This is a genomic window from Arthrobacter sp. SPT-J7 (assembly GCF_059089965.1).
In genome coordinates, this window is record NZ_JBNHFF010000008.1 from 11,462 (window position 1) to 34,612 (window position 23,151).

At 65.7% G+C, this 23,151-nt stretch carries 22 protein-coding genes and 1 tRNA gene; 9 read left to right on the forward strand and 14 right to left on the reverse strand.

The window, feature by feature from the left end; all coding sequences use genetic code 11:
• Positions 1-30 precede the first annotated feature (30 nt).
• From AC5RWX_RS13545 to AC5RWX_RS13570, 6 genes are read right to left on the reverse strand one after another with little or no spacing between them, the layout of a single operon-like run.
• The gene (locus tag AC5RWX_RS13545; RefSeq protein ID WP_494097519.1) at positions 31-1,839 is read right to left on the reverse strand and encodes a protein kinase domain-containing protein; all 1,809 of its coding nucleotides are present in this window, start codon (positions 1,837-1,839) and stop codon (positions 31-33) included.
• A complete protein-coding gene (locus AC5RWX_RS13550; RefSeq protein WP_493940117.1) occupies positions 1,836-3,284 on the reverse strand; it encodes a peptidoglycan D,D-transpeptidase FtsI family protein in 1,449 nt (482 codons plus the stop codon). The genes AC5RWX_RS13545 and AC5RWX_RS13550 overlap by 4 nt, the downstream gene beginning before the upstream one ends.
• Positions 3,281-4,699, reverse strand: coding sequence for an FtsW/RodA/SpoVE family cell cycle protein (locus AC5RWX_RS13555; protein ID WP_494097520.1), 1,419 nt, complete (start codon positions 4,697-4,699; stop codon positions 3,281-3,283). Before AC5RWX_RS13555 ends, AC5RWX_RS13550 begins: the two co-directional genes overlap by 4 nt.
• Positions 4,700-4,702: 3 nt before the next feature.
• Complete coding sequence (locus AC5RWX_RS13560; RefSeq protein WP_494097521.1) at positions 4,703-6,253, reverse strand: PP2C family protein-serine/threonine phosphatase; 1,551 nt, start codon at positions 6,251-6,253, stop codon at positions 4,703-4,705.
• Positions 6,250-6,729 carry an FHA domain-containing protein FhaB/FipA gene (locus tag AC5RWX_RS13565; protein ID WP_493940120.1) on the reverse strand — a complete coding sequence of 160 codons (480 nt, stop codon included), beginning with the start codon at positions 6,727-6,729 and terminating at the stop codon, positions 6,250-6,252. The genes AC5RWX_RS13560 and AC5RWX_RS13565 overlap by 4 nt, the downstream gene beginning before the upstream one ends.
• The gene (locus AC5RWX_RS13570) at positions 6,729-7,466 is read right to left on the reverse strand and encodes an FHA domain-containing protein (protein ID WP_493940121.1); all 738 of its coding nucleotides are present in this window, start codon (positions 7,464-7,466) and stop codon (positions 6,729-6,731) included. Before AC5RWX_RS13570 ends, AC5RWX_RS13565 begins: the two co-directional genes overlap by 1 nt.
• A gap of 360 nt (positions 7,467-7,826) precedes the next feature.
• Here AC5RWX_RS13570 and AC5RWX_RS13575 point away from each other — a divergent pair.
• Positions 7,827-7,909: transfer RNA gene (locus AC5RWX_RS13575), tRNA-Leu, on the forward strand.
• A 133-nt stretch (positions 7,910-8,042) separates the two neighbouring features.
• Positions 8,043-8,423 (forward strand): VOC family protein, encoded by a 381-nt coding sequence (locus AC5RWX_RS13580; RefSeq protein ID WP_493940122.1) that lies wholly within the window; start codon positions 8,043-8,045, stop codon positions 8,421-8,423.
• A gap of 162 nt (positions 8,424-8,585) precedes the next feature.
• Here the strand turns inward: AC5RWX_RS13580 and AC5RWX_RS13585 are convergent, their stop codons facing one another.
• Positions 8,586-8,978 carry a DUF5997 family protein gene (locus AC5RWX_RS13585; RefSeq protein ID WP_493940123.1) on the reverse strand — a complete coding sequence of 131 codons (393 nt, stop codon included), beginning with the start codon at positions 8,976-8,978 and terminating at the stop codon, positions 8,586-8,588.
• Between the two features lie 36 nt (positions 8,979-9,014).
• Between AC5RWX_RS13585 and AC5RWX_RS13590 the strand changes: the two genes are divergently transcribed.
• Genes AC5RWX_RS13590 through AC5RWX_RS13600 form a run of 3 tightly spaced genes read left to right on the forward strand, consistent with a single transcriptional unit; the run spans position 9,015 to position 11,491 of the window.
• The gene (locus AC5RWX_RS13590) at positions 9,015-9,824 is read left to right on the forward strand and encodes a LysR substrate-binding domain-containing protein (RefSeq protein WP_494097522.1); all 810 of its coding nucleotides are present in this window, start codon (positions 9,015-9,017) and stop codon (positions 9,822-9,824) included.
• Between the two features lie 51 nt (positions 9,825-9,875).
• Complete coding sequence (locus AC5RWX_RS13595; RefSeq protein ID WP_493940125.1) at positions 9,876-10,655, forward strand: inositol monophosphatase family protein; 780 nt, start codon at positions 9,876-9,878, stop codon at positions 10,653-10,655.
• 38 nt (positions 10,656-10,693) lie between these two features.
• On the forward strand, positions 10,694-11,491 hold the full coding sequence (locus tag AC5RWX_RS13600; protein ID WP_494097523.1) for an enoyl-CoA hydratase/isomerase family protein: 798 nt from the start codon (positions 10,694-10,696) through the stop codon (positions 11,489-11,491).
• 21 nt (positions 11,492-11,512) lie between these two features.
• Here the strand turns inward: AC5RWX_RS13600 and AC5RWX_RS13605 are convergent, their stop codons facing one another.
• Both AC5RWX_RS13605 and AC5RWX_RS13610 read right to left on the reverse strand, forming a co-directional pair.
• Positions 11,513-11,938 (reverse strand): hypothetical protein, encoded by a 426-nt coding sequence (locus AC5RWX_RS13605; RefSeq protein WP_494097524.1) that lies wholly within the window; start codon positions 11,936-11,938, stop codon positions 11,513-11,515.
• Positions 11,939-12,028: 90 nt separating this feature from the next.
• Positions 12,029-13,702: a nuclease-related domain-containing DEAD/DEAH box helicase gene (locus AC5RWX_RS13610; RefSeq protein WP_494097525.1), complete on the reverse strand. Its 1,674-nt coding sequence runs from the start codon at positions 13,700-13,702 to the stop codon at positions 12,029-12,031.
• 223 nt (positions 13,703-13,925) lie between these two features.
• On the opposite strand from AC5RWX_RS13610, the gene AC5RWX_RS13615 reads away from it, so the two are divergent.
• Complete coding sequence (locus AC5RWX_RS13615) at positions 13,926-14,726, forward strand: SRPBCC family protein (RefSeq protein WP_493940129.1); 801 nt, start codon at positions 13,926-13,928, stop codon at positions 14,724-14,726.
• Between the two features lie 41 nt (positions 14,727-14,767).
• On the opposite strand, the gene pstS is transcribed toward AC5RWX_RS13615, so the two are convergent.
• Complete coding sequence (pstS, locus tag AC5RWX_RS13620) at positions 14,768-15,883, reverse strand: phosphate ABC transporter substrate-binding protein PstS (RefSeq protein WP_494097526.1); 1,116 nt, start codon at positions 15,881-15,883, stop codon at positions 14,768-14,770.
• 41 nt (positions 15,884-15,924) lie between these two features.
• On the reverse strand, positions 15,925-17,430 hold the full coding sequence (locus AC5RWX_RS13625) for an FAD-dependent oxidoreductase (protein WP_494097527.1): 1,506 nt from the start codon (positions 17,428-17,430) through the stop codon (positions 15,925-15,927).
• 121 nt (positions 17,431-17,551) lie between these two features.
• On the opposite strand from AC5RWX_RS13625, the gene AC5RWX_RS13630 reads away from it, so the two are divergent.
• Complete coding sequence (locus tag AC5RWX_RS13630; protein ID WP_493943836.1) at positions 17,552-18,118, forward strand: cysteine hydrolase family protein; 567 nt, start codon at positions 17,552-17,554, stop codon at positions 18,116-18,118.
• 9 nt (positions 18,119-18,127) lie between these two features.
• On the opposite strand, the gene AC5RWX_RS13635 is transcribed toward AC5RWX_RS13630, so the two are convergent.
• The gene (locus AC5RWX_RS13635) at positions 18,128-18,718 is read right to left on the reverse strand and encodes a TetR/AcrR family transcriptional regulator (RefSeq protein ID WP_494097528.1); all 591 of its coding nucleotides are present in this window, start codon (positions 18,716-18,718) and stop codon (positions 18,128-18,130) included.
• 292 nt (positions 18,719-19,010) lie between these two features.
• On the opposite strand from AC5RWX_RS13635, the gene AC5RWX_RS13640 reads away from it, so the two are divergent.
• Complete coding sequence (locus AC5RWX_RS13640; protein ID WP_494097529.1) at positions 19,011-20,624, forward strand: MFS transporter; 1,614 nt, start codon at positions 19,011-19,013, stop codon at positions 20,622-20,624.
• An 89-nt stretch (positions 20,625-20,713) separates the two neighbouring features.
• Here AC5RWX_RS13640 and AC5RWX_RS13645 read toward each other — a convergent pair whose 3' ends face one another.
• Together AC5RWX_RS13645 and AC5RWX_RS13650 are read right to left on the reverse strand one after the other, a co-directional pair.
• Positions 20,714-22,189, reverse strand: coding sequence for an MDR family MFS transporter (locus tag AC5RWX_RS13645; RefSeq protein WP_494097530.1), 1,476 nt, complete (start codon positions 22,187-22,189; stop codon positions 20,714-20,716).
• A gap of 100 nt (positions 22,190-22,289) precedes the next feature.
• On the reverse strand, positions 22,290-22,763 hold the full coding sequence (locus AC5RWX_RS13650) for a MarR family winged helix-turn-helix transcriptional regulator (RefSeq protein WP_494097531.1): 474 nt from the start codon (positions 22,761-22,763) through the stop codon (positions 22,290-22,292).
• Positions 22,764-22,895: 132 nt separating this feature from the next.
• Here AC5RWX_RS13650 and AC5RWX_RS13655 point away from each other — a divergent pair, with 132 nt between their 5' ends.
• Positions 22,896-23,138, forward strand: coding sequence for a DUF2630 family protein (locus tag AC5RWX_RS13655; protein WP_493940137.1), 243 nt, complete (start codon positions 22,896-22,898; stop codon positions 23,136-23,138).
• Positions 23,139-23,151 lie beyond the last annotated feature (13 nt).

Consider the following 23,151-nt stretch of genomic DNA (forward strand, 5'->3'; position numbering starts at 1 on the left):
CTTCCTTCCATCAAACCAACCGGGATCCGGTCATGGCTTGCCTGCCTTATCCGTGCCCGTCGTCGGCTGGGTCTTTGCCTCGGGTGACTCGGTCTGGGTCGGTGCGGGAGTTTCCTGTTGCTGAGGTCCGCTGGAGACCACATAGCTGACGGTGGATCCGGCAGGGACTTCGCCGCCGGCCGGCGAAAGGCTGAGCACGGTTCCAGCCGGCTGATCGCTCGGTTGTTCGCCAGAGCGCTGCGGAACTAGGCCCGCATTCTGCAAGGCGCTCTGCACCTGGCTCTCCGACTGGCCGACCAGCCCGCCGGGGATGGACACCGTCCCAGGGCCGGTGGAGTAAGTGACCGTGATCGGCGTGCCTACCTCGACCGTGCCGGTTGGCGCGATGTCGATGACTGTGTTTTTGGATTCGCCGCTCTCCACCGGGTTCGGGACCACTTGGTAGCCCATGTTTTCGAGCTCCGCGCGGACGTCACTGAACTGCCGGCCCAGGAACGCATTAGCTGAAATCCGATTGGTTTCCACCGTCGGCGTTTCGCTTGGTGTTTCGCGTGGTGTTTCGCTCTGTGTTTCCACGGGCGTGGCGGCGGTTGTCTTCGGCGAGGACGACCGGGTCGCTGAGCTGGTGGCGGCGGAGGACGACGACTCGGTTCCACCAGTGGGCGTCAGCATGGGCAGCAGGATCGCCCCGGCGACGGCGAAGAGCACAAGCAGGATCAAACCAATCAGCGGCCAGGTCCACGGACTGCGCTTTTTCTGCTGGCGGCGCGGCGCCTCCTCCGGATCGTCGCTGTCCAGGTCCTCGTCGGTCCAGTTACGTTCGGCGCCGAGGCCGGCGGCTCCGGCTGCGGCGCCGGCGCCGGCCACGGCCGGCAACTGGGAGGTCCCGGGGCTGGCGGTGGGGCTGACGGCGCGGGTGGGAGCGGTCCCGGTGGTGGGCACCGGGGCAGTCATCACTCCGGTGTTGCCCTCGCCCTCGAACAGCAGCATGCCGGGTACGGCGGCTTCGGCGGCGCGGATGTCGCCGGCGCGGATGGCGTCGGCCGCCTCCGCCAGTTTTTCGGCGGTTGCGGGCCGGTCGGCCGGGTCCTTGGCCAGCATTGACATCAGCAGTGCCCGGATCGGCCGCGGGAGCGACTCAGGCAGTGGCGGCGGCGTGTCGTTGACCTGGGCCAACGCGATAGCGATCTGCGACTCTCCGGAGAACGGCCGGGAACCGGAGAGGCACTCGTAGCCGATCACACCCAGCGAGTAGATATCGCTCTGCCCGGTGGCGGTCTGACCTGTGGCCTGTTCAGGGGCCAGATACTGGGCGGTGCCCATGACCTGTCCGGTTGCCGTCAGCGGCACCTGGTCTGCCAGCCGGGCGATGCCGAAATCGGTGATCTTCACCCGTCCTTCGGGCGTGATCAGCAGGTTGCCGGGCTTGACGTCGCGGTGCACCAGTCCCTGTGCATGCGCAACGGCAAGCGCCCTGGCAGTCTGGGTGATGATCGACAGCGTCCGGTCCGGGGAGAGCACCCGCTCGCGCTCGATGATGGCCGAGAGCGGATGGCCGGGCACGAGTTCCATCACCAGGTACGCGGATCCGGCCTCTTCGCCGTAATCGAAGACGTTGGCGATGCCGATGTGGTTCAGCAACGCGGTGTGCCGGGCCTCGGCGCGGAAGCGGTTGAGGAAGCCCGGATCGCCGGTGTACTCCTCCTTGAGGATCTTGATGGCGACGATGCGGCCTAGGACCTGGTCTTGCGCCTTCCAGACCTCACCCATGCCGCCGATGGCGATTCGTTCAGTGAGCTGGTACCTGCCGCCTAATGTGATACCCGAGGTAGGTCTCACTTATTTAACACCGCCTCTAGGAGTTGCTTAGCACTTGTACTTGCGAGTGAAGAACCGGTAGCCACATCGACATCTTCGAAGACCACTGATACGACAGCTTGGGGATCGTCCGCGGGCGCGAACCCGGTGAACCAGGAGTTGTTGCCTTCTTTGCCGGCCATCAGTTCGGCCGTGCCGGTCTTGCCCGCGACTCTCACGCCGGGAATCGCCGCGCGGCCGCCGATGCCGCGGTCCACCACGTTGACCATCCAGTCCTGGATCAGCTTGGCATTGTCGGCGGAAAGGGAACGCTGAAGCTCTTGGGGCTTCGGGCTGTCCATGACCCGCAGGTCCGGGGCACGGACGGTGCGGACCAGGTTCGGCTTCATCAGCACGCCGTCGTTGGCGATGGCACTGGACGTCATGGCTACCTGCAGCGGTGTCACGCGCACGTCGTACTGGCCGATGGCCGACTGGGCGAGCAGGTCGTCGCTCATACCGGTGGGGAACCGGCTGGCGGTGACATGGGTAGGGATCTGGTAGGACTCGCCATAGCCGAACTTGGCAGCCTGTTCGGCGATCGCGTCTTCACCCAGGTCCATGGCGATCTGGGCGAACGGAGTGTTGCAGGACTGCTCCAGGGCAAAAGAGAAGTCGACAGTGGTCCGGGCGGCACAGCCGCCGTTGACGTAGTTCGGCAGCTCAACGTTGGTGCCCGGAAGCTTCAGCGCGGGCGGGTTGTCCAGCTTGCTGTCGGCGTCGTACTTGCCGGACTCCAGGGCGGCAGACGCTACCACCAGCTTGAACACGGACCCGGGGGCCAGCAGGCTCTCGTTGGCCGCGTTGGTGAACGGCGACAGGCCTGGCACATCCTCCAGCGCCGCCATGTTCTTGGTGACCTTTTCGGTGTTGTGGCCGGCAAGCTTGTTCGGATCGTAGCTGGGCTTGGATACCATCGCCAAAATGTTGCCGGTGTCCGGCTCCATCACCACGATTGAGCCTTTGACGCCCTCGGGCATCAGGTCCCAGGCCAGCTGCTGCAGTTCGGCGTCCAAGGTCAGCTCCACAGAGGCGCCTTCAACCTGGCCCCCGGAAAACATCTGCACGATCTGTTCGTAGAAGAACTCGTCGCCGGAACCGGAGAGCTGGGCGTTCATCGCCGATTCCATCTGCGTGGAGCCGTAAACCAGTGAGTAGAAGCCGGTAATCGGCGCGTAAAGCTCTGGTTCGTTGTAGACCCGTTGGTAGGCGAACTCGTCGTCGGAAGGAACAGACTCGGCGATGGGATCCCCGTCCACCAGAATGGCGCCGCGGTTCTTGTCGAAGTCCTTGTAGATGGTCCGGCTGTTCCAGGGGTTGGCGTTGAGGTTCTCTGCCTCGAAAAACTGCACCACGGTGAGCGATCCGAAGAGCAGCGCGAACATCGCGAGGGCGACAACCCAAGTGTTGCGGATGGCCTGGTTCATGGCTGGATCACCTCCGTGGATCCGGTGTTCCGTTCGTCGGTCTTGCTGCGGCGCCACGGCCGGTCACCCGGGGGACGGCTGTCGGTTGCCGGGCCGGTCACGGTGGGGCGGCGAGCTGCGTCGGATATCAGCAGCAGCAGGGCAACGATCAGCCAGTTGGCCAACAGCGAGGAGCCGCCGGCGGCCAGGAAGGGTGTGGTCAGGCCGGTCAGAGGGATGAGCCGGGTGACACCGCCGATCACCACAAAGCACTGCAGCGCCAGGGTGAAGGAGAGCCCCGTGGCCAGCAGCTTGCCGAAGGCGTCCCGGCTGCCCAGAGCGGCACGGATGCCGCGGCTGATCAAGAGGACGTAGAGCATGACAATGGCGGAGAGGCCGATCAGTCCAAGTTCCTCGCCGAGGGCGGCAATGATCATGTCGCTGTTGGCGAAGGTCACCAGGTCCGGACGGCCCTGGCCCAGGCCCGTGCCGGTGAGTGCCCCGCTGGCCAAGCCGAACAGGCCTTGGACAATCTGGTGGCTGCCGCCGACGGCGTTGTAGACCTCGGGATCAAAGGCCTTGATCCAACTGTTGATGCGGGCGGTGACATGCGGAAAGAGCTGGAAGGCGACAAAGCCGCCCACGGCGATCATGAGCAGGCCGATAATGACCCAGCTGACCCGGCTGGTGGCCACGTAGATCATCGCCATGAAGAGTCCGAAGAACAGAATGGAGGAACCGAGATCGCGCTGGAAAACCAGCACGCCGATGCTCACCAGCCACGCTGCCAGCATCGGGCCCATATCCTGCCAGCGGGGCAGCTGCAGCGGACCGATTTTACGGCCGGCAAGCAGGATGAGGTCCCGGTTGGTGGATAGATACCCGGCAAAGAATATGGCGAGGGTGATCTTGGCGATTTCACCAGGCTGGAACGTTGCGAATCCCAGGTTGACCCAGATTCTGGCGCCGTTGACCTCCATGCCTACGAAGGGCAACAGCGGGAAGATGAGCAGGGCGGCGCTGGCGATCAGCGACAAATAGGTAAAGCGGCGCAGCACGCGGTGGTCGCGTAACAGCCAGATGACGGCGACGACGACGGCGATGGCGATGCCGGTCCAGAACAGCTGTCGGGTTGCCGCGGTGTCGCCGGTGGCGATGTCCAGCCGGTGGATCATCGCCAGTCCGATGCCATTCAGCGCGGTGACGATGGGAAGTATTACCGGATCGGCATACTTGGCGCGGAGGCGCAGGACCACGTGGACCGCCAGGACGAGCACCACTAGGGTGATGCCTTGGGTGAAGAAGTCGGTGTCAAAGGCGCGGTCCTGGTCCAGCCCAACCAGCATGTTGGCGCCGATGCCGACGACCAGCGCCAGTATGAGCAGAAGCAGTTCGGTGTTGCGCCGCGAACGGGGCACTGTCTGGATGTTACTCATGGCTTATCCCCCTACACATTCCGGCGGCAGGGCGGCTTCCGCACTGGCAGCCGGACTCGGCGTGACGCGCCGTGCGGCACTCGCCCGTTCCGTCGGTACAGCGCTGGGGCTGGGCCCTGGTTCGGGGCAGTTCTGTTGGCTACTGATCCGGAGCTGCTCCACGATTTGTTCGGCATGCACCAGATCCCGCGCGGAGATGCTCGAATTCAGCCGCTGCTGTTGATAAACGGGCAGGCTGTCCAGCGGGATGTTGTAAACGGTGTCCACATGTGAAAGGTCAAGCGGGCCGAAGTTCTGCGAGACGCCGTTGAAGATCGCCACCCGGCCATCCGACGCGCCGACAAAATACTGTGTCTGGGTCCAGAGGTAGCCGAACCACAGCACAGCCACCAGCAGAAGCGACATGACGGTCAGGAACGCCGGAATCAGCCACGGCTTGCGGAGCGGAGCGGCCGCTTCCACCTCGGACGCCTCCGGTGCCTCCGGGGCCTTGTGGGTCAACAGCGCCGCTGCGCGCCGCTTGTTGGAGTGGGCCGTGACGATCGGGATCTGTCCGGTTTCCGTGGCCAGCGCCGCGGCACCCACCAGCACATGCGGGCGGTTTCCCAGCTCACGGCGGATGGCGTCGGCGCGGATCGCCTCGTGGGGTTCATCCGGTTCACTGGGTGCCTCGGAGTCCGCCAGCACCCCTGAGACTCCGTCCGGAGAGGCACCCGCAGCGGCCGCCGGCCCAGCGGCTGCACGGGAGGCACCGCCGTCGTCGGTTGCCGCCGACTCGAGCGGTTCCGCGGTGAGGTTCAGGGATGCGGTGTCAGCGGCTTCAGACGGTGCCTCGACGACTTCGATCATCACAATGGTCACGTTGTCGGGCGAGCCGCCGTCGAGCGTGAGGTCCACCAGTTGATCCACGGCGTCCTGCAGCGTGGGCGCGTTGCGCACCACCGACTCCACCACGCGGTCCGGCACGACGGCATTGAGCCCATCGGAGCAGAGCAGCCACTTCTCCCCCGGCTCGGCATCGTGGCTGGCCAGGTCGAGTTCGGGGCTGGCATCCACGTCGCCCAGCACGCGCATGAGCACGTTGCGGTGCGGGTGGATCTCGGCTTCCTCGGGGCGGAGCCGGCCTTCGTCGATGAGCCGCTGGACGAAGGTGTGGTCAATGCTGACCTGCTCGAAGATCCCGTTCTTCAGCCGGTAGGCGCGGGAATCACCGATGTGCGCGAATTCGAGCTTGTCATCGTGCAGCAGCAGGGCGGTCACGGTGGTGCCCATGCCGGCCAGCTTGGGATCGGTCTGTACCAGCTCCGAGAGGATGGAATTGGCGGTCTGGATCTCGTCGGCCAGGACCGTGGCCGGTTCCTGATGGCCCGCGCGGTCCAGATGGACCAGGTCCAGCACGGTGGAGGCGGACGCGACGTCGCCGCCGGCATGGCCGCCCATGCCGTCGGCAACTACGGCAAGAAAGCGGCCGGCATAGGCGGAGTCGTCGTTCTTGGACCGCGTCATGCCCACGTCCGACCGCGCTGCATAGCGCAGAACCAGAGCCACGGTCATGGCCTCAATTCAATGACCGTCTTGCCGATCCGGATGGGAACTCCCGGGTCAACGGGCAGGGCTCGGGTCAGTTGGTTTTCGGCCAGATAGGTGCCGTTGGTGGAACCCAAATCCTCAATGAACCAGCGGCTGCCCTGCGGAAAGAGGCGGGCGTGGCGGCCGGAGGCGTAATCGTCCTCCAGCACCAGCGTGGCTTCCTGTGCGCGGCCCAGCAGGATGGGACTGGCTGCCAACTCCAGCGAATGCCCGGCCAGCGGGCCTTCGGTGACCACCAGCCGGCGCGGAGCCGCCCGGGGTGTCGGGGCGGCTTCGGCCAAATCGGGATTCTTGCGCACTTCCCGCGCGGTCGGGCTGCCGGTGCGGTTGCGTTTGCCGATCTGCAGGTCGCGCCGCAGGGCCGAGACGATGCTAATGATCATGATCCAGAGCAGGATCAGGAAACCGAACCGCAGTGCGGTGACAACAAGCTCCCCCATTAGGCCCCGCCGCCCCGTGTTGGCAGCAGGCGGAAGGTAATGCGGGTGCGGCCCATGGTGATGATGGAGCCGTCGGTGAGCTCGGTCTGGCCGAGGATCTTTTGGCCGTTGACGTAGCTGCCGTTGGTGGAGCCCAGGTCAACGGCCAGTGCGGAGCCGCCCGCGGTGCGGATCTCCAAATGGCGCCGGGAGACGCCGGTGTCGTCGACCATGATGTCGGCTTCGGAGGAACGCCCCAGCACGATTGAGGGTGCGTTGAGCGAGTAGCGTTGCCCGTTGATTTCGAGCACGGCCTGCAGTTGGGTGGGCTGCCGGGACGGTGCGGCCGGTGCGCTGCGTTGAGCCGGGCGCTGCTGTTGGCCGTCCGACTTCACCACGGTGGCCTGGACTTCGAAGTCGCCGCCCTTGAGGGCGCCGTCCTTGGCGAAGGAAACGCGAACCGGACCTTGCAGAGTGTATTTCTGGCTATTGACGTGGCGGATCACCACGTCGCACAGTTCTTCGGCCAGGGTTGCCCCCCATTGCTCAGCCATCGCGTAGTCGGAGTCGCCCAGTCGGACCTCGAAGACGTTAGGGGCCAAAGTGCGGCCCTGCGCCAGGGTGATGGAACCATTGTCCAGCTCGCGGCGCAGGCGGCTGGCAATCTCCACCGGCTGCACCTGGCCTTTGCCGCCCACGGAGAAGGCGCCACGGACCATCTTTTCGATGCCGCGTTCCATACTGTCCAGAATTCCCATCGGGCCGCCTCCTCCCTGTTGTCGTCCTGCATGCTTTGCCTGCGAGAAGCGGACAGAGCACACCGGTCTGGCGATTCTCCCATTCGATACTACTTGCGCGTGTCCCAAAAGGCCCTATTCAATAACGATTGCCCAAGCCGCGGCGGTGCGGCAACGTGGTGAAGCTCACCTGGGCGGACTGCGACGGCGGCGGGCGTCGCCGGCCGTTGAGGCCCTCTCGATCCCCGTGCCCGTGCGGATTGAGGGGGCTGGATCCCCCGATTGGGAATTTGGGCCTGTTTCACGCTACTATTGATCTCGCTGTTCTTGAGGAAAGCGAACCGGGAAAAACGGTTCCAGCCGACGGAACATGTGAAATGCGCGCGAGTGGCGGAACGGCAGACGCGCTGGCTTCAGGTGCCAGTGTCCGAAAGGGCGTGGGGGTTCAAATCCCCCCTCGCGCACGCAGAGCAAGAGCCCCGGTCTTCGGATCGGGGCTCTTGCCGTTAACTTCCGGTTCCGCAGCCCCGTTGCGCAGCGGCAGGACCGCGCTGATGGACCTTTCTTGTGCTGGCGCGACGGGATATTGTGCCAGCCATGCGCATCAAGATGACCAGCATCCATGTCACGGATCCGGCAGCCGCCTTCACCTTCTATACCGAGGTGCTCGGCTTCCAGGAGTTGATGGCCCTGCCCGAATTCTCCCTGTTCATCGTTCAGTCGGACGAGCCGGGTGAAGGTGCAGGACTGTTGCTCGAACCCAGCGACAATCCAATCGGCGCGGCCTACCGGCAAGGGGTGTACGACGCCGGAATGGCTGCCATAGTCTTCGGCACGCCGGATGTGCAGGCCGATTACGAGCGGCTGACCGCCGCCGGTGTACGGTTCACCGGCCCACCGGCTCCGGACCCCTCCGGCACCCTGGCCGCCGTCTTGGACGACGGCTTCGGCAACCTGATCCAGCTGCACCAGGACTGAGCCGGGCGGTCTGGGCCTGCAGGTAGTTGAGCACGGCCGAGGACGACGCGGCGATGCTCCAGGGCGCGAAAGAGCCGTTCCGCGGCCCCCGAACCTTGGACGGGGACAACCCCCGTACCGGGCGGACGGAGTGCTTTTCTTTCCTCCGCCCGGTGCGGCGGGTCAGGCCTGCTTGCCGGCTTCCTTCAGCCGCTGCTCTTCCTTTACGCGCTGCTCTTCCGCACGAACGGCGGCGAAGGAGGCGCGCTCGGCAACCAGCCACTGGGGCGGATCCTGCAGCAGCGCGGTGATCTCCGCCGTCGTCAGCGCCTCGGTGACGCCGCCGCGTGCCAGGCCGGAGATGGAGACGTTAAGCTTGCGGGCCACCTCGGGCCGTGGATGCGGGCCGTTACGGCGCAGGTCGGCCAGCCACTGGGGCGGATCCGTCTGCAGTTTGTTGAACTCTTCACGCGAAATCAGGCTGTCCTGGAACTCCTGCGGGGCCGCGGGCAGGTAAATGCCCAGTTTCTTGGCGGCCGTGGCCGGTTTCATGGACTGGGACGTTTTCGCGCTCATGAGCCCAGCCTATCCGCCCTGCGCTACGGTGATGAAGTGCAGGATGCAGACGACGAGCCGAAAACGCCGGCCCCGCCCGCCGGACTGAAGGTTGGCTACGTCCCGGGCGTGACGCCGGGGAAGTGGACGCGCCGTTGGGTTGAGCGGTTGCCGGACATCCCGTTGACCGCTTTCCCCTGCGCGCAGGACGAACAAACCGCCATCCTGCGCGACGGCCGGGCAGACCTGAGCTTTGTGCGGCTGCCGGTGGACCGCCAGGGTCTGAGCGTGATTCCTTTGTACGCCGAACTGCCGGTGGTGGTCGCGCCGAAGGAACATGAAATTGCCCTGTACGACGACGAGGTGCCCTACCAGGAGATCGCGGGCGAGAACTTCCTGAACCCGGAGGAGATGGGTGGTGCCAAGACCGGCATGGAGGTGGTGGCCTCCGGGGCCGGGCTGATGATCCTGCCGATGTCCGTGGCGCGGCTCTACAACCGCAAGGACGTGGTGTACCGGACGGTCACTGACCAACCGGAAACGCAGATTGGCCTCGCCTGGCTGGCGGACCGGACGGATGCCGCCATCGAGGAATTCATCGGGATTGTCCGGGGCCGCACCGCGCGAAGTTCGCGCCAGCCGTCGGTGCAGGAACAGCAGGAGAACACTAAAGGCCGCAAAAAGACGGCCCAGAACGACGGCGGAGCCTCCGGCGCGGCGAAGGGCGCCAATGCAGGCAAGGGCTCCGGCGCGAGGCGGGAACGCGGTTCGGGGCCGGCGGGAGGCAAGCAGTCCGGCCAGGGAAAGGGCAAGCCCGGCGGCGGTCGCACACCCAAGGGCCGCGGACCGCGGCGCGGACGGCGGTAGCGTCCGTCCGCCGGATGCCGGGTCCACGGCGGTGTTGGCTAGGCTTCAGTTATGACCGTGAGCAGCCCTGACCATCTGGACGATACCGATCTTGCGGCCTGGCTGGTGCGCGCCGCCGGAACCCTGGCCAACGGAATGCGGTCGGGGGTGACCACGTTCGAGGAGAAGACCAGCATCTCCGACGTCGTCACCGCTGCCGACCATGCCGCGGAAAAGCTGGTGGTGGACACGCTGCGTAAGCTCCGGCCGGACGACTCGATTTTGGGCGAGGAAGGCTCCAGTCACCAGGGAACGTCGGGCCGGACCTGGGTGATCGACCCGGTGGACGGAACCTACAACTTCTTCACCGGAGGCCATTATTGGTGCTCCGCGCTGGCATTGACCGACGACGCCGGGTCCCGGCTGGGGGCGGTCTACCACCCCGCAGAGGACGTGCTGTGGCTCGGCGGGCGGGACCTGCCCACCGCCCGGAACGGCCTGCCCGTGGCGGAGATCGCCAGCGCGCCGCTGGCGGCCAGTTGCGCCTCGGCGTACCTGCACCATACCTACTTGCGGGACGAGGCCGCGGGCGAACCCTACCTGCGCACGCTGCTGGGTTCGGCCACCTACCGCAGTTGGGGGTCCGCCTCCTGCGAGCTCGCCGCCACGTCGGCCGGACTCTTTGGGGTTTGGTACCAGCAGGGGCTGCCGGACTGGGACTGGCTACCGGGCCAGGCCTTGGTGGAAGCGGCAGGAGGGTCCTCCGCCGTCGTGGAAGTGGATGGCTATCGTTGGTCGGTGGCAGGCGGCCGACAGCAGGTGGCCGAGGCAGTCAGCTTGTTGCAGGGGTAAACGGGTTTCCGTGCCGGCCGGCGTGGCATAGTGGGGCTGTGGAAAAGACCTACGAAACCATTCAGCTGGAATGCCTCGGCGAATTGGCCACCATTGTCATCAACCGTCCCGGTTCGCTCAACTCGCTGAACACCCAAGTGGTGGCCGACCTGGCGCAGTTCGTCGCCGACATCCGGTCGCCCGAAGGCCAGGAAGTCCGCAGCATCCTGATTACGGGCGCCGGCGAGAAAGCCTTTGCAGCCGGCGCCGATATCCGCGAACTGTCGTCGATGGGGCCCGACGATGCAGAGGCGCACAGCGCGGCCATGCAGGACCTCACCCGGGTGCTCGAGACGTTGGACCTCCCCGTGATCGCTTGTGTCAACGGGTTCGCTCTGGGCGGGGGCCTGGAACTGGCACTGGCCTGCGACTTTATCTACGCCACGGAGAACGCGAAGTTTGGCCTGCCGGAAGTCGGGTTGGGCCTCATTCCCGGCTTTGGTGGCACCGTTCGGCTGCCGCAGCGGATCGGCGCCGGGCGAGCAAAGGAACTGATCTATACCGGTCGCAGCATCGGCGCCACGGAAGCGCTGCGGATCGGCCTGGCCAACGCCGTTTTCGCCACCAAGGACGACATGCTGGACGCTGCGGCCGCTACCTGCCGTGAGATTTCCGCGAAGTCCCCGGCCGCCGTCGCCAATGCCAAGCGGACCGTGGATGCGGCCCTCGGCATTCCCACGGCAGAGGGGCTTCAGATAGAGCGCCGGGCCTTCGGGCAGGCCTTCACCACGGAGGATTCGCGGATCGGCAGGGACGCTTTCCTGGACAAGGTGGCGCCCGCCTTTACCGGGCATTAAAGGCGGGCGCGGGCAGGGTGATCAGCGAGTGGCGCGGTGCCACGCCGGATCGTACTGGGTGGCAAGCCGGGCCAGGGTCAGTGCTGCCAGCATCAGGCCGAAGTCGCGCAGTGCCACGTCGTAGAACCCCGACAGGGTCAACAGGTTGATGATGATGCCGGCCAGCCACAGGGCCACGACGTAGGCGGCGTAGCGGGGCTTGATCCAGACCAGGATGCCGGCGGCGATTTCGATGACGCCAACGATCAGCATGGCGGTGTGGGCGCTGAAGGGGAGCAGGCTAACGACCCACGGTGCCAAATACTGTTCCCAGTGGGTGAGCAGGTTGAAGAACTTGTCCAACCCCATCAGGATCGGCAGGACGGTGAATCCCAGCCTCAGCATCCAGAAGGCGCCGTAGGCGGGCTCGGTCCTGACCCGCTGCAGTGTTGGAGTGATGGTAGCCATCGGAACCTCCGGAAAATTCTAAAAACCGAATAAGTATTTTTAGAATCCTCCGAATCGGCTCCGATGTCAATGGCCGCCTGGTTGCCGCCGCTAATGCTCCGGATGCCAGGCGTCGGCCTGCGTGAGCCGTTTGGTCACCGCGGGGCCGCCGATGCTGGTCAGGACCGAACGCTCGCCGACGATGACCAGCAGGCTGCGTGCGCGGGAAGCCCCCACGTAGAGCATCTCGCGGGCCCGCTCCGGATCGGCGAACCCGTTGACTGCCAGCACCACCACGGATCGTTCCAGGCCTTTGAACCCCAGCACGTTTCCATAGAACACGTCGCTGTCGTCGAAGAAGGCGTCCCAGTATCCTCGCCAGCCCAGCGCGTCCACGTCCTGCTGCTGAACCGGGTGCTTTCGCTTGGTGGTCAGCAGGGCCACCTGCTGCGGGGCCCAGCCTTCACGCTCGATCAGCTGGTTGACGGCATCGTCAGCCCGTTCAATAACGGTGCCGGCCGGTGCTTCCACTATCCGGATCCGGGCGCCCGAAAGGCCCCGGGGGATGGCCAGTTCGTTGGACAGCGCGCCGGACAGGGCCGCGATTTGCTTGGTGTTCCTCAGGTTCTCGTTCAGCACGAAGGGCGGCGCTTCGATCGGCGGCCGGCCCTCGCGGCCGAAGATCCGCTGGTCGTCGTCCATGAAGACATACAGCCCGCCCGCAGCGGGATCCTTCAGGCAGACCAGGACGGATTCCCACCAGAGCGCACCGAAGTCCTGGCCTTCATCAACCACGATGGCATCGAAGAGCTCTTGGTCCGGCTGGATCTTGGCCAGGCGTTTGAGCGTCCGGGGCAGGTAATGCTCGTAGTACTGGTTGGTCAGCAGCCGGGGGTCCAGCGGATGGTGCGCGCCCCAGCGCACTGGCAGGTCGTGGAACATGCCCACGTGGGCGGGGCGGTCGGCCGGTTTCCAGCCTGCGGTTTCTGTCTCGAAGTAGCGGGCCAGGCCCCGGCTGTAGCAGAGCAGCGCTACCCGTTTTCCGGCCCGGGCCAGCCGCCGGGCCTGCTCCAGCGCCAGCCACGTCTTGCCGGTTCCGGCCCCGCCGATGATCCGCGCGCGCCGCTGGTTCTTGAGCACATCAAGGATCGCCGCCTGGTCTCGGGTCATTTGGTCGGCGCGGCCTTCGTGTTCTGCCGCCGCGGAGAGGGCCCCGTTGCCGGGCAGCGGTCGGGTCAGCTGCGCCAGAATGCGCTCGGCGACGTCCGGGGTGGTGTCGCCGTCGCCGTCGCCGTGGAAGTTGATTGCCTCCCGGACAGCATCGTCCGGATACTTCAGGTCCTGGGCGCCGATCACCATCGCACGCCTCAGGCCGGGAATGTCCCAGCGCCGGGGCACCGACGTGTAAGGAAATGCCAGCAGGTGCGCGAAACGGACCTGCCGGCCAAGCCCCAGCTGGGCGCCGAGATAGCGCTGGAGCATATGCCGGCCGTCTTGGACCTGGACCAGCGGGTCTTTGATCCGGTGTTGCTGGCCGTTGCTGGCCTGGTACCACTGCCCCGCGTCGTAGCTGACATGTCCGCCTTTGACTTCGATGGCTGCTATCCCGACGCCGGGCCAAATGACGAGCAGATCGATTTCCCGCTCGGTGCCGTTTTCGATGAGGTTGACCGAATGCAGCAGTGCCGCGGACGGCGGAAGCGTTCGCACCAGCGCGTCCCAGACCTCCCGTTCGGCATGCCTGTCCCGGCCGAACTCAGGCTGTTCCGGAAAACAGCGCGGCATACCGCCCCCTCAACATCAACACAGTGGTTTATCACACAGACTACCCAATGCACGTCACCGGTCCGCCGTCGCCCGGCACGGGAGGCCGCGGCAGGCATCGGCGCAGGCTGCTCAGCAAGCGTGGCAATTCGTTGCCGAGCCACCGACCGTTATGTAGCGTTAAGCAAAGTGGCAGCTGAAAGCGGCGCACGCGGCGCCGTTCCTCAGCGGATTGAGGATGATCATGGCAACTGTAGATGAAACCGTTGAGATCGCCCGGCCCGCCGAGACGGTCTACGCCGAATGGCTGCGCTTCGAGTCCTTTCCCTCGTTCATGCACGGCGTGAAGTCCGTGATCCGGACGTCAGACACCACCCACCACTGGGTCACGAAAGTCGGCGGTGTGCGACGCGAATTCGACACCACGGTGATCGAGGAAGAGCCCGGACAGCGGATGGTCTGGACCTGCGAAGGCGGCGTCAGGCACCGCGGGACGGTGACCTTCGGAGTGGTCGACGCCAACACCACTTCTCTGCACGTCCATATCGACTGGCAGCCGGGTTCGCTGCTGGAGAAGGCCGGTTCCGGACTGGGCTCGGACCACCGCGAAGTGCGTAACGAGCTGTGGCGCTTCAAGAATTTCGTGGAGTCCGGCGGGTCGGAAACCCATGATGTCGGCGGCAAGGAGTTCTACGGCGGGACCTTTGCAGGGGGGTTCCCGCCACAGACAACGGCGCAGCGATACCTCCCCCGGAACGAGGACGCCAACGCCTACAGTTGGGAACCGGACCTCAGCGAGGCGGAGCGGGAGCGCCGGAGGCTGCTGCACCTCAAGAAGCGCAGGGAGGCCCGGGAAAGCCGCGGCGAAGCCCGGGAAGGCCGGAGGCTGCTGCACCTCAGGAAGCGCAGGGAGGCCCGGGAAAGCCGCGGCGAGGCCCGGGAAGGCCACGACGAACCGCGCGAATGGGCCGACGATCCGATGCTGGACGACCCCGCCCTGCGCGAACCGCGTGCTAGGGACGAGAGCTCAGGTGCAGGGAGCTAACGGCGCGAACACAGCCTGAAGCCAGCCGTCCGGAACCGCCGTCAGGAACGCGCGCTGATCCGTTCGACCGAGTCTGCAGCCCGCTGCGACAGCTCCTCGGACAGCGGCGCACTCTTGGCGGAGTTCGCGGCATCTGCCTGGCCTTCGGGGCTCAACACGTATTGCCCGAAAGCCTTCACCAGGTCCACCTTGTTCTGGTCCTCGTATGTGGTGCAGTAGATGTGGTAGGACACCAGCATCAGTGGGTAAGCTCCGGCCGCGGTGGTCGCCCGGTCCAGTTCCAAGGCCAGATCGTGTGCCGGCCTGCCCTGGACCTGCTTGGCCTGGTCGAGCGCCGTGGCGGCTGCTTCTGCGCTGACCGGGACAAAGCTATCGCCGACTTTGAGGCTGGCCTTGCCCAGTGGGGCTCCGACGGCTGAATCATCGGCGTAGGTCACGGCGCCTTTGGTCCCGGCCGCCATGCTGACGACGCCGGTGGTTCCCTGCGCATTTTCGCCGGCGTATTCAGCGGGCCAGGTGTCGCTCGGCTCTGCCGTCCACGTGTCGGGCACGACGGCATGCAGATATTCGGTGAAGGTCTCGGTGGTGCCGGAGTCCTCCGAGCGGTTCACCGGCGTGACCGGCAGGTCGGGCAGGTCAACGTCCGGGTTGTGCTTGGCAATCGCGGGGTCGTTCCAGGACTTGATCTTTCCCTGGAAGATCTTTGCGATGGTCTCCGCGTCCAGATTCAGTTCGGTGATGCCGGGGAGGTTGAACGCCACGGCAATCGGGGAAATATACGCCGGAACGTCGAAGGCGCCCTCGGGGCCGCAGACTTTCCGCGACTGCTCCAGTTCCTCGTCATCCAAGTAGGCGTCCGACCCTGCGAAATCGACGGCGCCGGCCAGGAAAGCGGTGCGGCCGGCACCCGAGCCGTCCGGCGAATACTGCACCTGCGCGTCGGTGTGGAGCAGGCCGAAACCGGCCACCCATGCATCCATGGCGGCATTCTGCGACGATGCGCCGGCTCCGGTCAGGGTGCCGGACAGCGTAGAGCCTTGCTGCGCGGCGGACTCTTGCGCCGGACCCAGTGGGTAATCGGAACCGCAGGCGGCCAGGGACAAGGACATGAGGGCGGCGGCCCCTAGGGCGGCCGCGCGGTGTTTCAGCTCAGGCATCCGGACTAGCGTACCCGTGCGCTGGCGCGAACCCCAAGGCGCTAGCGTCCCTCCAGGTCCTTGACGGCCGGTCCTTCCAGTACCTTTCCGTCGGGGCTGAAGCGGGACCCATGCAGCGGGCAGTCCCAGCTCGCTTCAGCATCGTTCCAGGACAAGACACCGCCCAGATGGGTGCACACCGCACTGATCCGGTGTGTGGCGGCATCCACGGTGCACACGCCGACCGGCCGCGCATTCTCCCGGACCACCGTTCCCTGTCCCTCAGGCGGTGCAGTTTGGCTGGTCCGGGTTAGCCCGCCCAGCCATCCGGTCAGCAGTTCCAGCCCGGCGGACGCGTTGGTTTCGGCCGTGCTCGCCGCATCCCGGCCGGAAATGCGGGATTTGTAGAGCTCCTTGGCCCAGTGGTTGTCGCCGCCCAAGATCGAGGCCGAGAGTGCCAGCGCAGCGGCAACCCCGTTCGTCATGCCCCACTTGTTGAAACCGGTGGCCACCAGGATCCGCTTTTCGCCGGGTAGGACGGGGCCCACATAGGGCAACGCCCCCGCCGGTTCATAGTCCTGGGCGGACCAGGTGTGCGTCGGCTCGGCGCCGGGAAAATGCTGTTGGGTCCAGCGGACCAGGTCTTCGACCTGTCCGCGGGTGTGGCTCTGCCGCCCCACCACATGGCCGTTGCCGCCAGCCAGCAAGAGCTCCCGGCCGTCGTGGCGTGCCGTGCGCAAAGAGCGGGTTGGCGCGTCGATGGACAGGTACATTCCGGCCGGAACGTCACCCGGGACGGTGAAGGCGGCTGCGTAGGACCGCTTGGGCGTCAACACGCCGAAATGTCCCCCGCGGTTGAGCATGGGTGTTCCGGTGGCCAGCACCAAGGTCCCGGTCTGGACGTCACCCAACCCGGTTCGCACCGTGACGGTCCGCGCCGCGGTGCCGGCGCCGCCGTCGTTCGCATGGCCGACGCCGGTGACCCGCATGCCCTCGAAGACCATGCCGCCGCGGCCGCGCAGTTCGGCAACCAACGCGGCGAGCAGGCGCATCGGGTGGAGCTGGGCCTGGTCCGCTAACCGCAGCATGCCGGTCACCGCGAACGGCAGCTCGGCGGAGCCGGACACCGTTTCCACCGAAAGGCCCGCCGATTCGCTGGCACGCTGCTCGGCAGCCAGATCGTCCGCGCCCTGCGGGGTAGCGGCATAGGTGTAGGCGTCGCGCCGGTCGTATTCCACCTGGTGTTCGTCGCAGTACCGCAGAATCCACGCCTGCGCCTCTTGCTGTGCAGCAACATAGGCCGCGGTGGTGGCGGCATCGTGGTGGCTGGTGATGCGGGAGAGCTGGCCGCCCTGCAGCAGGGACACCTTGGCGGTGGTATGGCCGGTGGTTGCGGCGCCGACGGACCGGGCCTCCAGCACCGCGACCCGCTGTCCGGCCCTGGCGAGCAGCACCGCAGTGGCCAGTCCGGTCAGGCCCGCTCCGGCTACTACCGAATCGAACCCGGACTGGCCCGTATATGTATCCACGGCAATCCCGTCCGCGGTATCTAGCCAGAGCGAATGCATCGATGCTGTCCTTTCGGCCTGTACTACACACCACACCCTGTCCCTGCGGGCGCGTCAAGGCCCAAATGCACCGGACACCTGACAGGATGGAAGCAATGACGGCCGGCGGAAGGCGGAGGGCATGAAAACTGCGGTGCTGATGATCGATTTGCAGAACGCGTACTTCGAAGACCCTGCGTTGGCCAGCCGGCGGGAAAACGTGGTGGAAGCGGCAAACCTGCTGATCAAAACCGCGACGGCGGCGCAGGTACCGGTGCTGCTGGTCCGCACCGAGCACCAACGAGATCGTTCCACCTGGACAGTGAGCATGCTCGATGATGACCAGGGCTTCATCTTCGAGGGCACCGAACAGGCCGACCTCCTGCCAGGGCTGCAGGCGGAAGGGCTGGAGAGCATCGTCAAAACCCGCGATAGCGCGTTTTTCGGTACCGACCTGGCCGAGCGGCTGCGCCGTGACGGGGTGGAACGACTGGTACTCGCGGGCGTCGCCACCCACAATTGCGTGGCACAGACGGCGGCCGATGCGTTCGCCCACAACTTCCGCGTGGTCTTCGCCAAGGACGTCATGGCCTCGACGAATGAAGACTATGCCGACTCCATGATGCAGATCCTCAGCGACGAGTACCGCCAACCGATCTTGGGACGGGGCGCGATAGCAGAGCTGCTGGCCGGAGCCCGCGAACGCTGACCTGCCCGCCTAATCCTCCGAGAGCAGGTGGCACCAGGAGTCCGTCAGTGTCTCCAGGCAGGTCTCGCGGTCCACGAACCAGCCGGTGCTGATCCAGCGCTGGGACAAGTATTCCAACTGGCCGAAGGCAAGGACACAGCGGATTTTGCGGCTCGACGGGTCAAACCGGTCGGCCCGGTCCAGACCGGCGGTCATGTCTGCGGCTACGTCGCGGAACCAGTCCTCCAGCGTGGTGGCGACCTCGGGCTCGATCGGGGCCGCCTGATAGACCGCGTGAAGATAGGGGCGGGTCGCCTCCCACTGGTCGAACTTGCGGTTGAGCCAGGTCCGGACCAGGTCCCGCTTGCCCAGCTCCACCACGGCTGACAGGGACGGGTCGTCCACGCTGGTGAGGATGGCGTCCACGGTCTTGACCACCTCGCCCATTAATTGCGCCTTCGACGCGAAGTGCAGGTAGAAGGTGGTCCTGGTGGTGCCGGCGCCGGCCGCGATGTCGTCGATGGTCGTGGCCGCATAGCCCTTCGACTCGAAGAGCTCCAGACCGGTGTCCAAGAGGAGTTGCCTGGTCTGCTGTTTCTGGACTTCGCGCAGTGTTGCCATGCGTCACAGGATAGTCGGTGGCGGCGCCGTCTCCTGACCGCACGAACGTTACAACGCGGAGAGCGGCTCCGCCGGAACGCCTAGCTCTCCCGCAATGGACGCGATCCTTGCCGCCCACGATAGTTAAACGACGCTAAGCACATTCACTTGACAGCGTGTTGTCTGAATCACTAGTGTTGGCGCCATCACGGGGTCTGTTGCCCGCCGTCACATTCAGCAGCACCGCGCGCAGCCGTCAAAGACGCACCGGCACGCCCCAGTGCTACCCGTTCGCACCAACAAGGAGTTCCCTATGAGCCAGGGCCAGGAAAGCGTTACGTCACCGCAGTCCTATCCACCGCCACAGGCGCCGCCGACGGATACCCCGCCGGCCCGCACGAAGGGCACCCTGGCCGCCGCCTCGCTGGCGGTGATGGTGGCGCAGATTGCCAACGCCCTGCCCGGCGCCCTCAACGGCGAGTTCCAGTTGACCTTCAACACCTTCGGCTCTCAGCTGACCTGGATCACCGCGGCCTTCATGATTCCGGTGGTGGTCTTCGAACTGACCTTCGGTGTGCTGGGCGACAAGTACGGCCACCGCAAGCTGGTCCTCGGCGGTGCGGTACTGGTCATGATCGGTTCGCTCATCTGCGCCATTTCACCGACCGTCCAGGCGATGTGGATCGGCTCGGCCATTAATGGTCTCGGCGCAGGGGCCATCTTCCCCGCGTCGCTGGCGCTGGTTGCGTCGGTGGCACGGACGATGCAGGAGCGCGTGCGTGGCATCGCGATCTGGGCAGGCTTCCTGTCCGCCGGTTCGGCCCTGTCACCCTTGCTCGGCGGAATGTTCGCCGGCTTCGGCTGGTGGCGCGGCGCCTACGCCGTCGTGGTGCTCACCGGCCTTGCCGCCCTGCTGCTGACCGCCCTGCGTTCTGCCGAAGCCAAGGTGGCGCGGGAACGCCGGCTGGACATCTGGGGCCAGATCACCTTCGCGCTGGGCCTGATCCTGATTCTGTTTGGCCTGGTGCAGGGCCCGGAAGACGGCTGGACCACCTCCCACGTGGTGGCTGCCCTGGTCGCCGGTGCCGTCCTGCTGGCCGTCTTCGTGGCCATCGAACTGCGGGTGGAATCTCCGTTGCTGGAGCTGAGGCTGTTCCTGAACCGCCAGTTCACCATCTCCTCGATCGTTGCCGTGGTCGGCATGTTCGCCTTCCTGGGCGCCTGCTTCTCCACCAGCATGTGGCTGGGACCGGTCCAGCACCAGAACCCGCTCTACCTCGGCCTGCTGTTCCTGCTGCTGCAGGGCCCGGCGTTCGTGTTGATCCCTGTGCTTTCCCGGCTCCAGGCCCGGGTCTCCTCCCGCTGGCTGATGACCTTCGGATTCCTGGCCATGGCTGCCGGCGCCCTCATCAATTCCCACGCCGACGTGACCAACCGTGACGTCACCACCTTCATGCTGCCGTCCCTGCTGGTCGGTCTGGGCTTTGCCTTCACGTTGAGCCCGATGACTGCCGTGGCGGTGAACTCGGTGCCGCGGGAGATGACCGGCATGGCCAGCGCCACCACCAATTTGCTGCGCGACCTCGGCTTCGCCCTGGGTCCCGTGCTGGTGGGCGCTATCGCACTGTCCACCGCGGGCGGCCAGTTGGTGGCATCGCTGCAAACCTCCGGTTTGGCACCGGACCAACTGGGCCCGGCAATGGGCATTGCCGAAGCCGGCGGCCCCATCGCGCTTAACAGCATCCCGGATGGTGTTCCCGGTTCGGGCGCCAGCCAGTTCGCGCTTGAGGCTTTGGGCAGCGGATTCACCCAAGCCTTCCTGGTGGTTGCCATTGCAGCACTGGCCGCGGCCCTGCTCAGCTTCTTCGGGCTGCATGGTGTCCGCGAGACTGATCAGGAGCCGGAAGCAGTGCAGGCCGACGCCTAGTCCTCCCCGCCCGGAACAGATGAGGAAGCCGGTCACTCCCAACGGGATGACCGGCTTCCTTGCGTCGCGCGGACGTGATCCGCAGGCGCTTAGTGCTCGGCGTCCGGCTGCAGGCGGCGCACGAACGGGGCGCACACGACGGCAACGAGGCCCAGGATGCCGCCCACGGTGAAGGCGACCCGCACGCCGTCGACCAGGGCAACGTTTTCAGCGATGCCGCTTGCAGCGGCCAGAGTGGTGCCGATGGTCATGGCTGCGATCAGCACTGCGGTGCCCGCAGCCCCGGCCAACTGCTGCAGCGTGTTCATGATGGCGCTGCCGTGGCCGTACTGCTCGCGCGGCAGGGCACCCAGGGCAACGGTCATCAGCGGCGTCATCAGCATGGCCATGCCGATGCAGAACACCGTGTGGAAGGCGACGATCACGGCGATCGGGGTGTCAATGTGGACGCTGCCCAGCAGCCACTGTCCGCCGGCCAGCAGGACGGCGCCCGGAATGACGATGGGGCGAGGTCCGACTTTGTCGTAGATGCGCCCGACGATCGGGGAAACGATGCCTTGGATTAACCCGCCCGGGAGCAAGGCCAATCCGATCGTCAGCGTGCCCAAGCCCATGCCGTTCTGCATGAAGATGGGCATGACCATGACGGTGCCCAGCATGGTTGCCATGGCGATCATGACGATGACCACCGAGATGCGGAAGTTGTGCACTGTGAACGGACGCAAGTCCAGCAGGTCCGAATCGGTCTTGCGCAGGGCGCGCTGGCGGCTGATGAACAGCACCAGCGCGATGATGCCGACAACGAGGGAGACAACCGGCGCCCAGGCACCTTCCATCAGGTCGGCAATGGAGGAGAGCGCGTAAACGATGCCGCCGAAGGCGAAGGCGGACAGGATGACCGAGAGGACATCCAGCGGAGCCTTGCGGGTTTCCTTTCCGGTCTTGATGGCGAAGACACCGAAGAGGAACACGACGACGGCTACCGGGATCATCAGTCCGAACACCCAGCGCCAGTTCAAGGAGTTGATGATGGCGCCGGAAAGGGTGGGGCCGATCGCTGGAGCCACGGAAATCACGACGGAGTTCAGGCCCATCACCGTGCCTCGGTGCCGGACCGGGACGGAGGTCAGCGTGGTGGTCATCAGCAGCGGCAGGATGATCGCAGTGCCGCCGGCCTGGATGATGCGGGCGACCAGCAGGACTGCGAAGGTCGGCGCGACGGTGGCCAACGCCGTGCCCACGATGAACAGCAGCAGCGCGGCGACGAAGAGGCTCTTGGTGGTGAAACGCTGGAGCATGAAGCCGGTGGTCGGAATGACAACGGCCATGGTGAGCATGAAGCCGGTGGTCAGCCACTGAGCGGTGGTGGCCTGGATGCTCAGATCGGCCATCAGGTTGGGCAGGGCGACGGTCAGGACTGTCTCATTGAGGATCATGATCAGCGCTGACAACACCAGCGCGGTGATCACGGCGGCAACGCGCTTGGGTGAGATCCTCTCAGGCTCTACGGCCTGTGCCGCCGCCACTTCTCCGGGCGGAACTTTCTCCTCTAGGACGTCTTTCATGAACACCTTTTCTGTAGCGCTAGCGGGGCTAGGGGACTGGCTTCGTATTACTTACAAAAGTATAAGTATATGCCCTAGGAGGGTTGTAGGACGCAAGCTCTTAGTTCGGTCTGCCGATCAGGACGGCCAAGCGCTGGAGGGCCGGAAGGCTGCCTGCTAGCTGCTCTTGCTCCTCGGGGCCGAGTTTTGCGGCTGCCGCGCCGAGCGCTTCGGCCCACGCTGTTTCCAAGAGGGTTCTGATGCGTTGTGATTCCTCAGTGGGGTGCAGCGTGACGTAGCGTTTGTCGGCCGCGTCGCGGATGCGGGTCACCAGGCCGCGGGCAACCAGTTCGCGGAGCTGTGTACTGACGTTGCTGAATTGACGGTCCAAGCGGGCAGCGACTTCTGCGACGGTGATGCCGGGCTGGGACTCGATGACGCGCATGATGTCCACCATGCCGTTCGGAAGCAGCGGAATCCCGGCGTTTTCATGCGATTTGCGACGCACATCGGACGAGATGTCGATCAAGGCCACGGCCAGCTGGCGGTGGTCCACGGCGTGGCCCTGCACGGCGCCGGGCTGGGTGCTCTCCATCCCACAAGCATAAGATGCGGGGCGGATGCCGGGACGGGAGTCGGGACCCTCACCTCCAGTCCACCGAGCAGGACCCTAGCCCGCGGGCAGTGTGCGACGTAGCCTGAGGTGAACCGCCAGGAGGGACGTGCCATGGACCAGGACATCCAAAAATACATCAGCGCACTGGTCGAGAAGGAACAGCAACTGCGGGACTCCATGCCGGACGATCCGGACAAGGCCTCTGCCCGTACCACTGAACTTCGCCGGTTGGAGGAGCAGTTGGACCAGTGCTGGGACCTGCTCCGTCAGCGCCGGGCCAAGCGCAAGGCCGGCGAGGACCCCGGCGAAGCGGAGACCCGGCCGGTAGACGAAGTGGAGCACTACCGCCAGTAGCCGCGCCCACGAG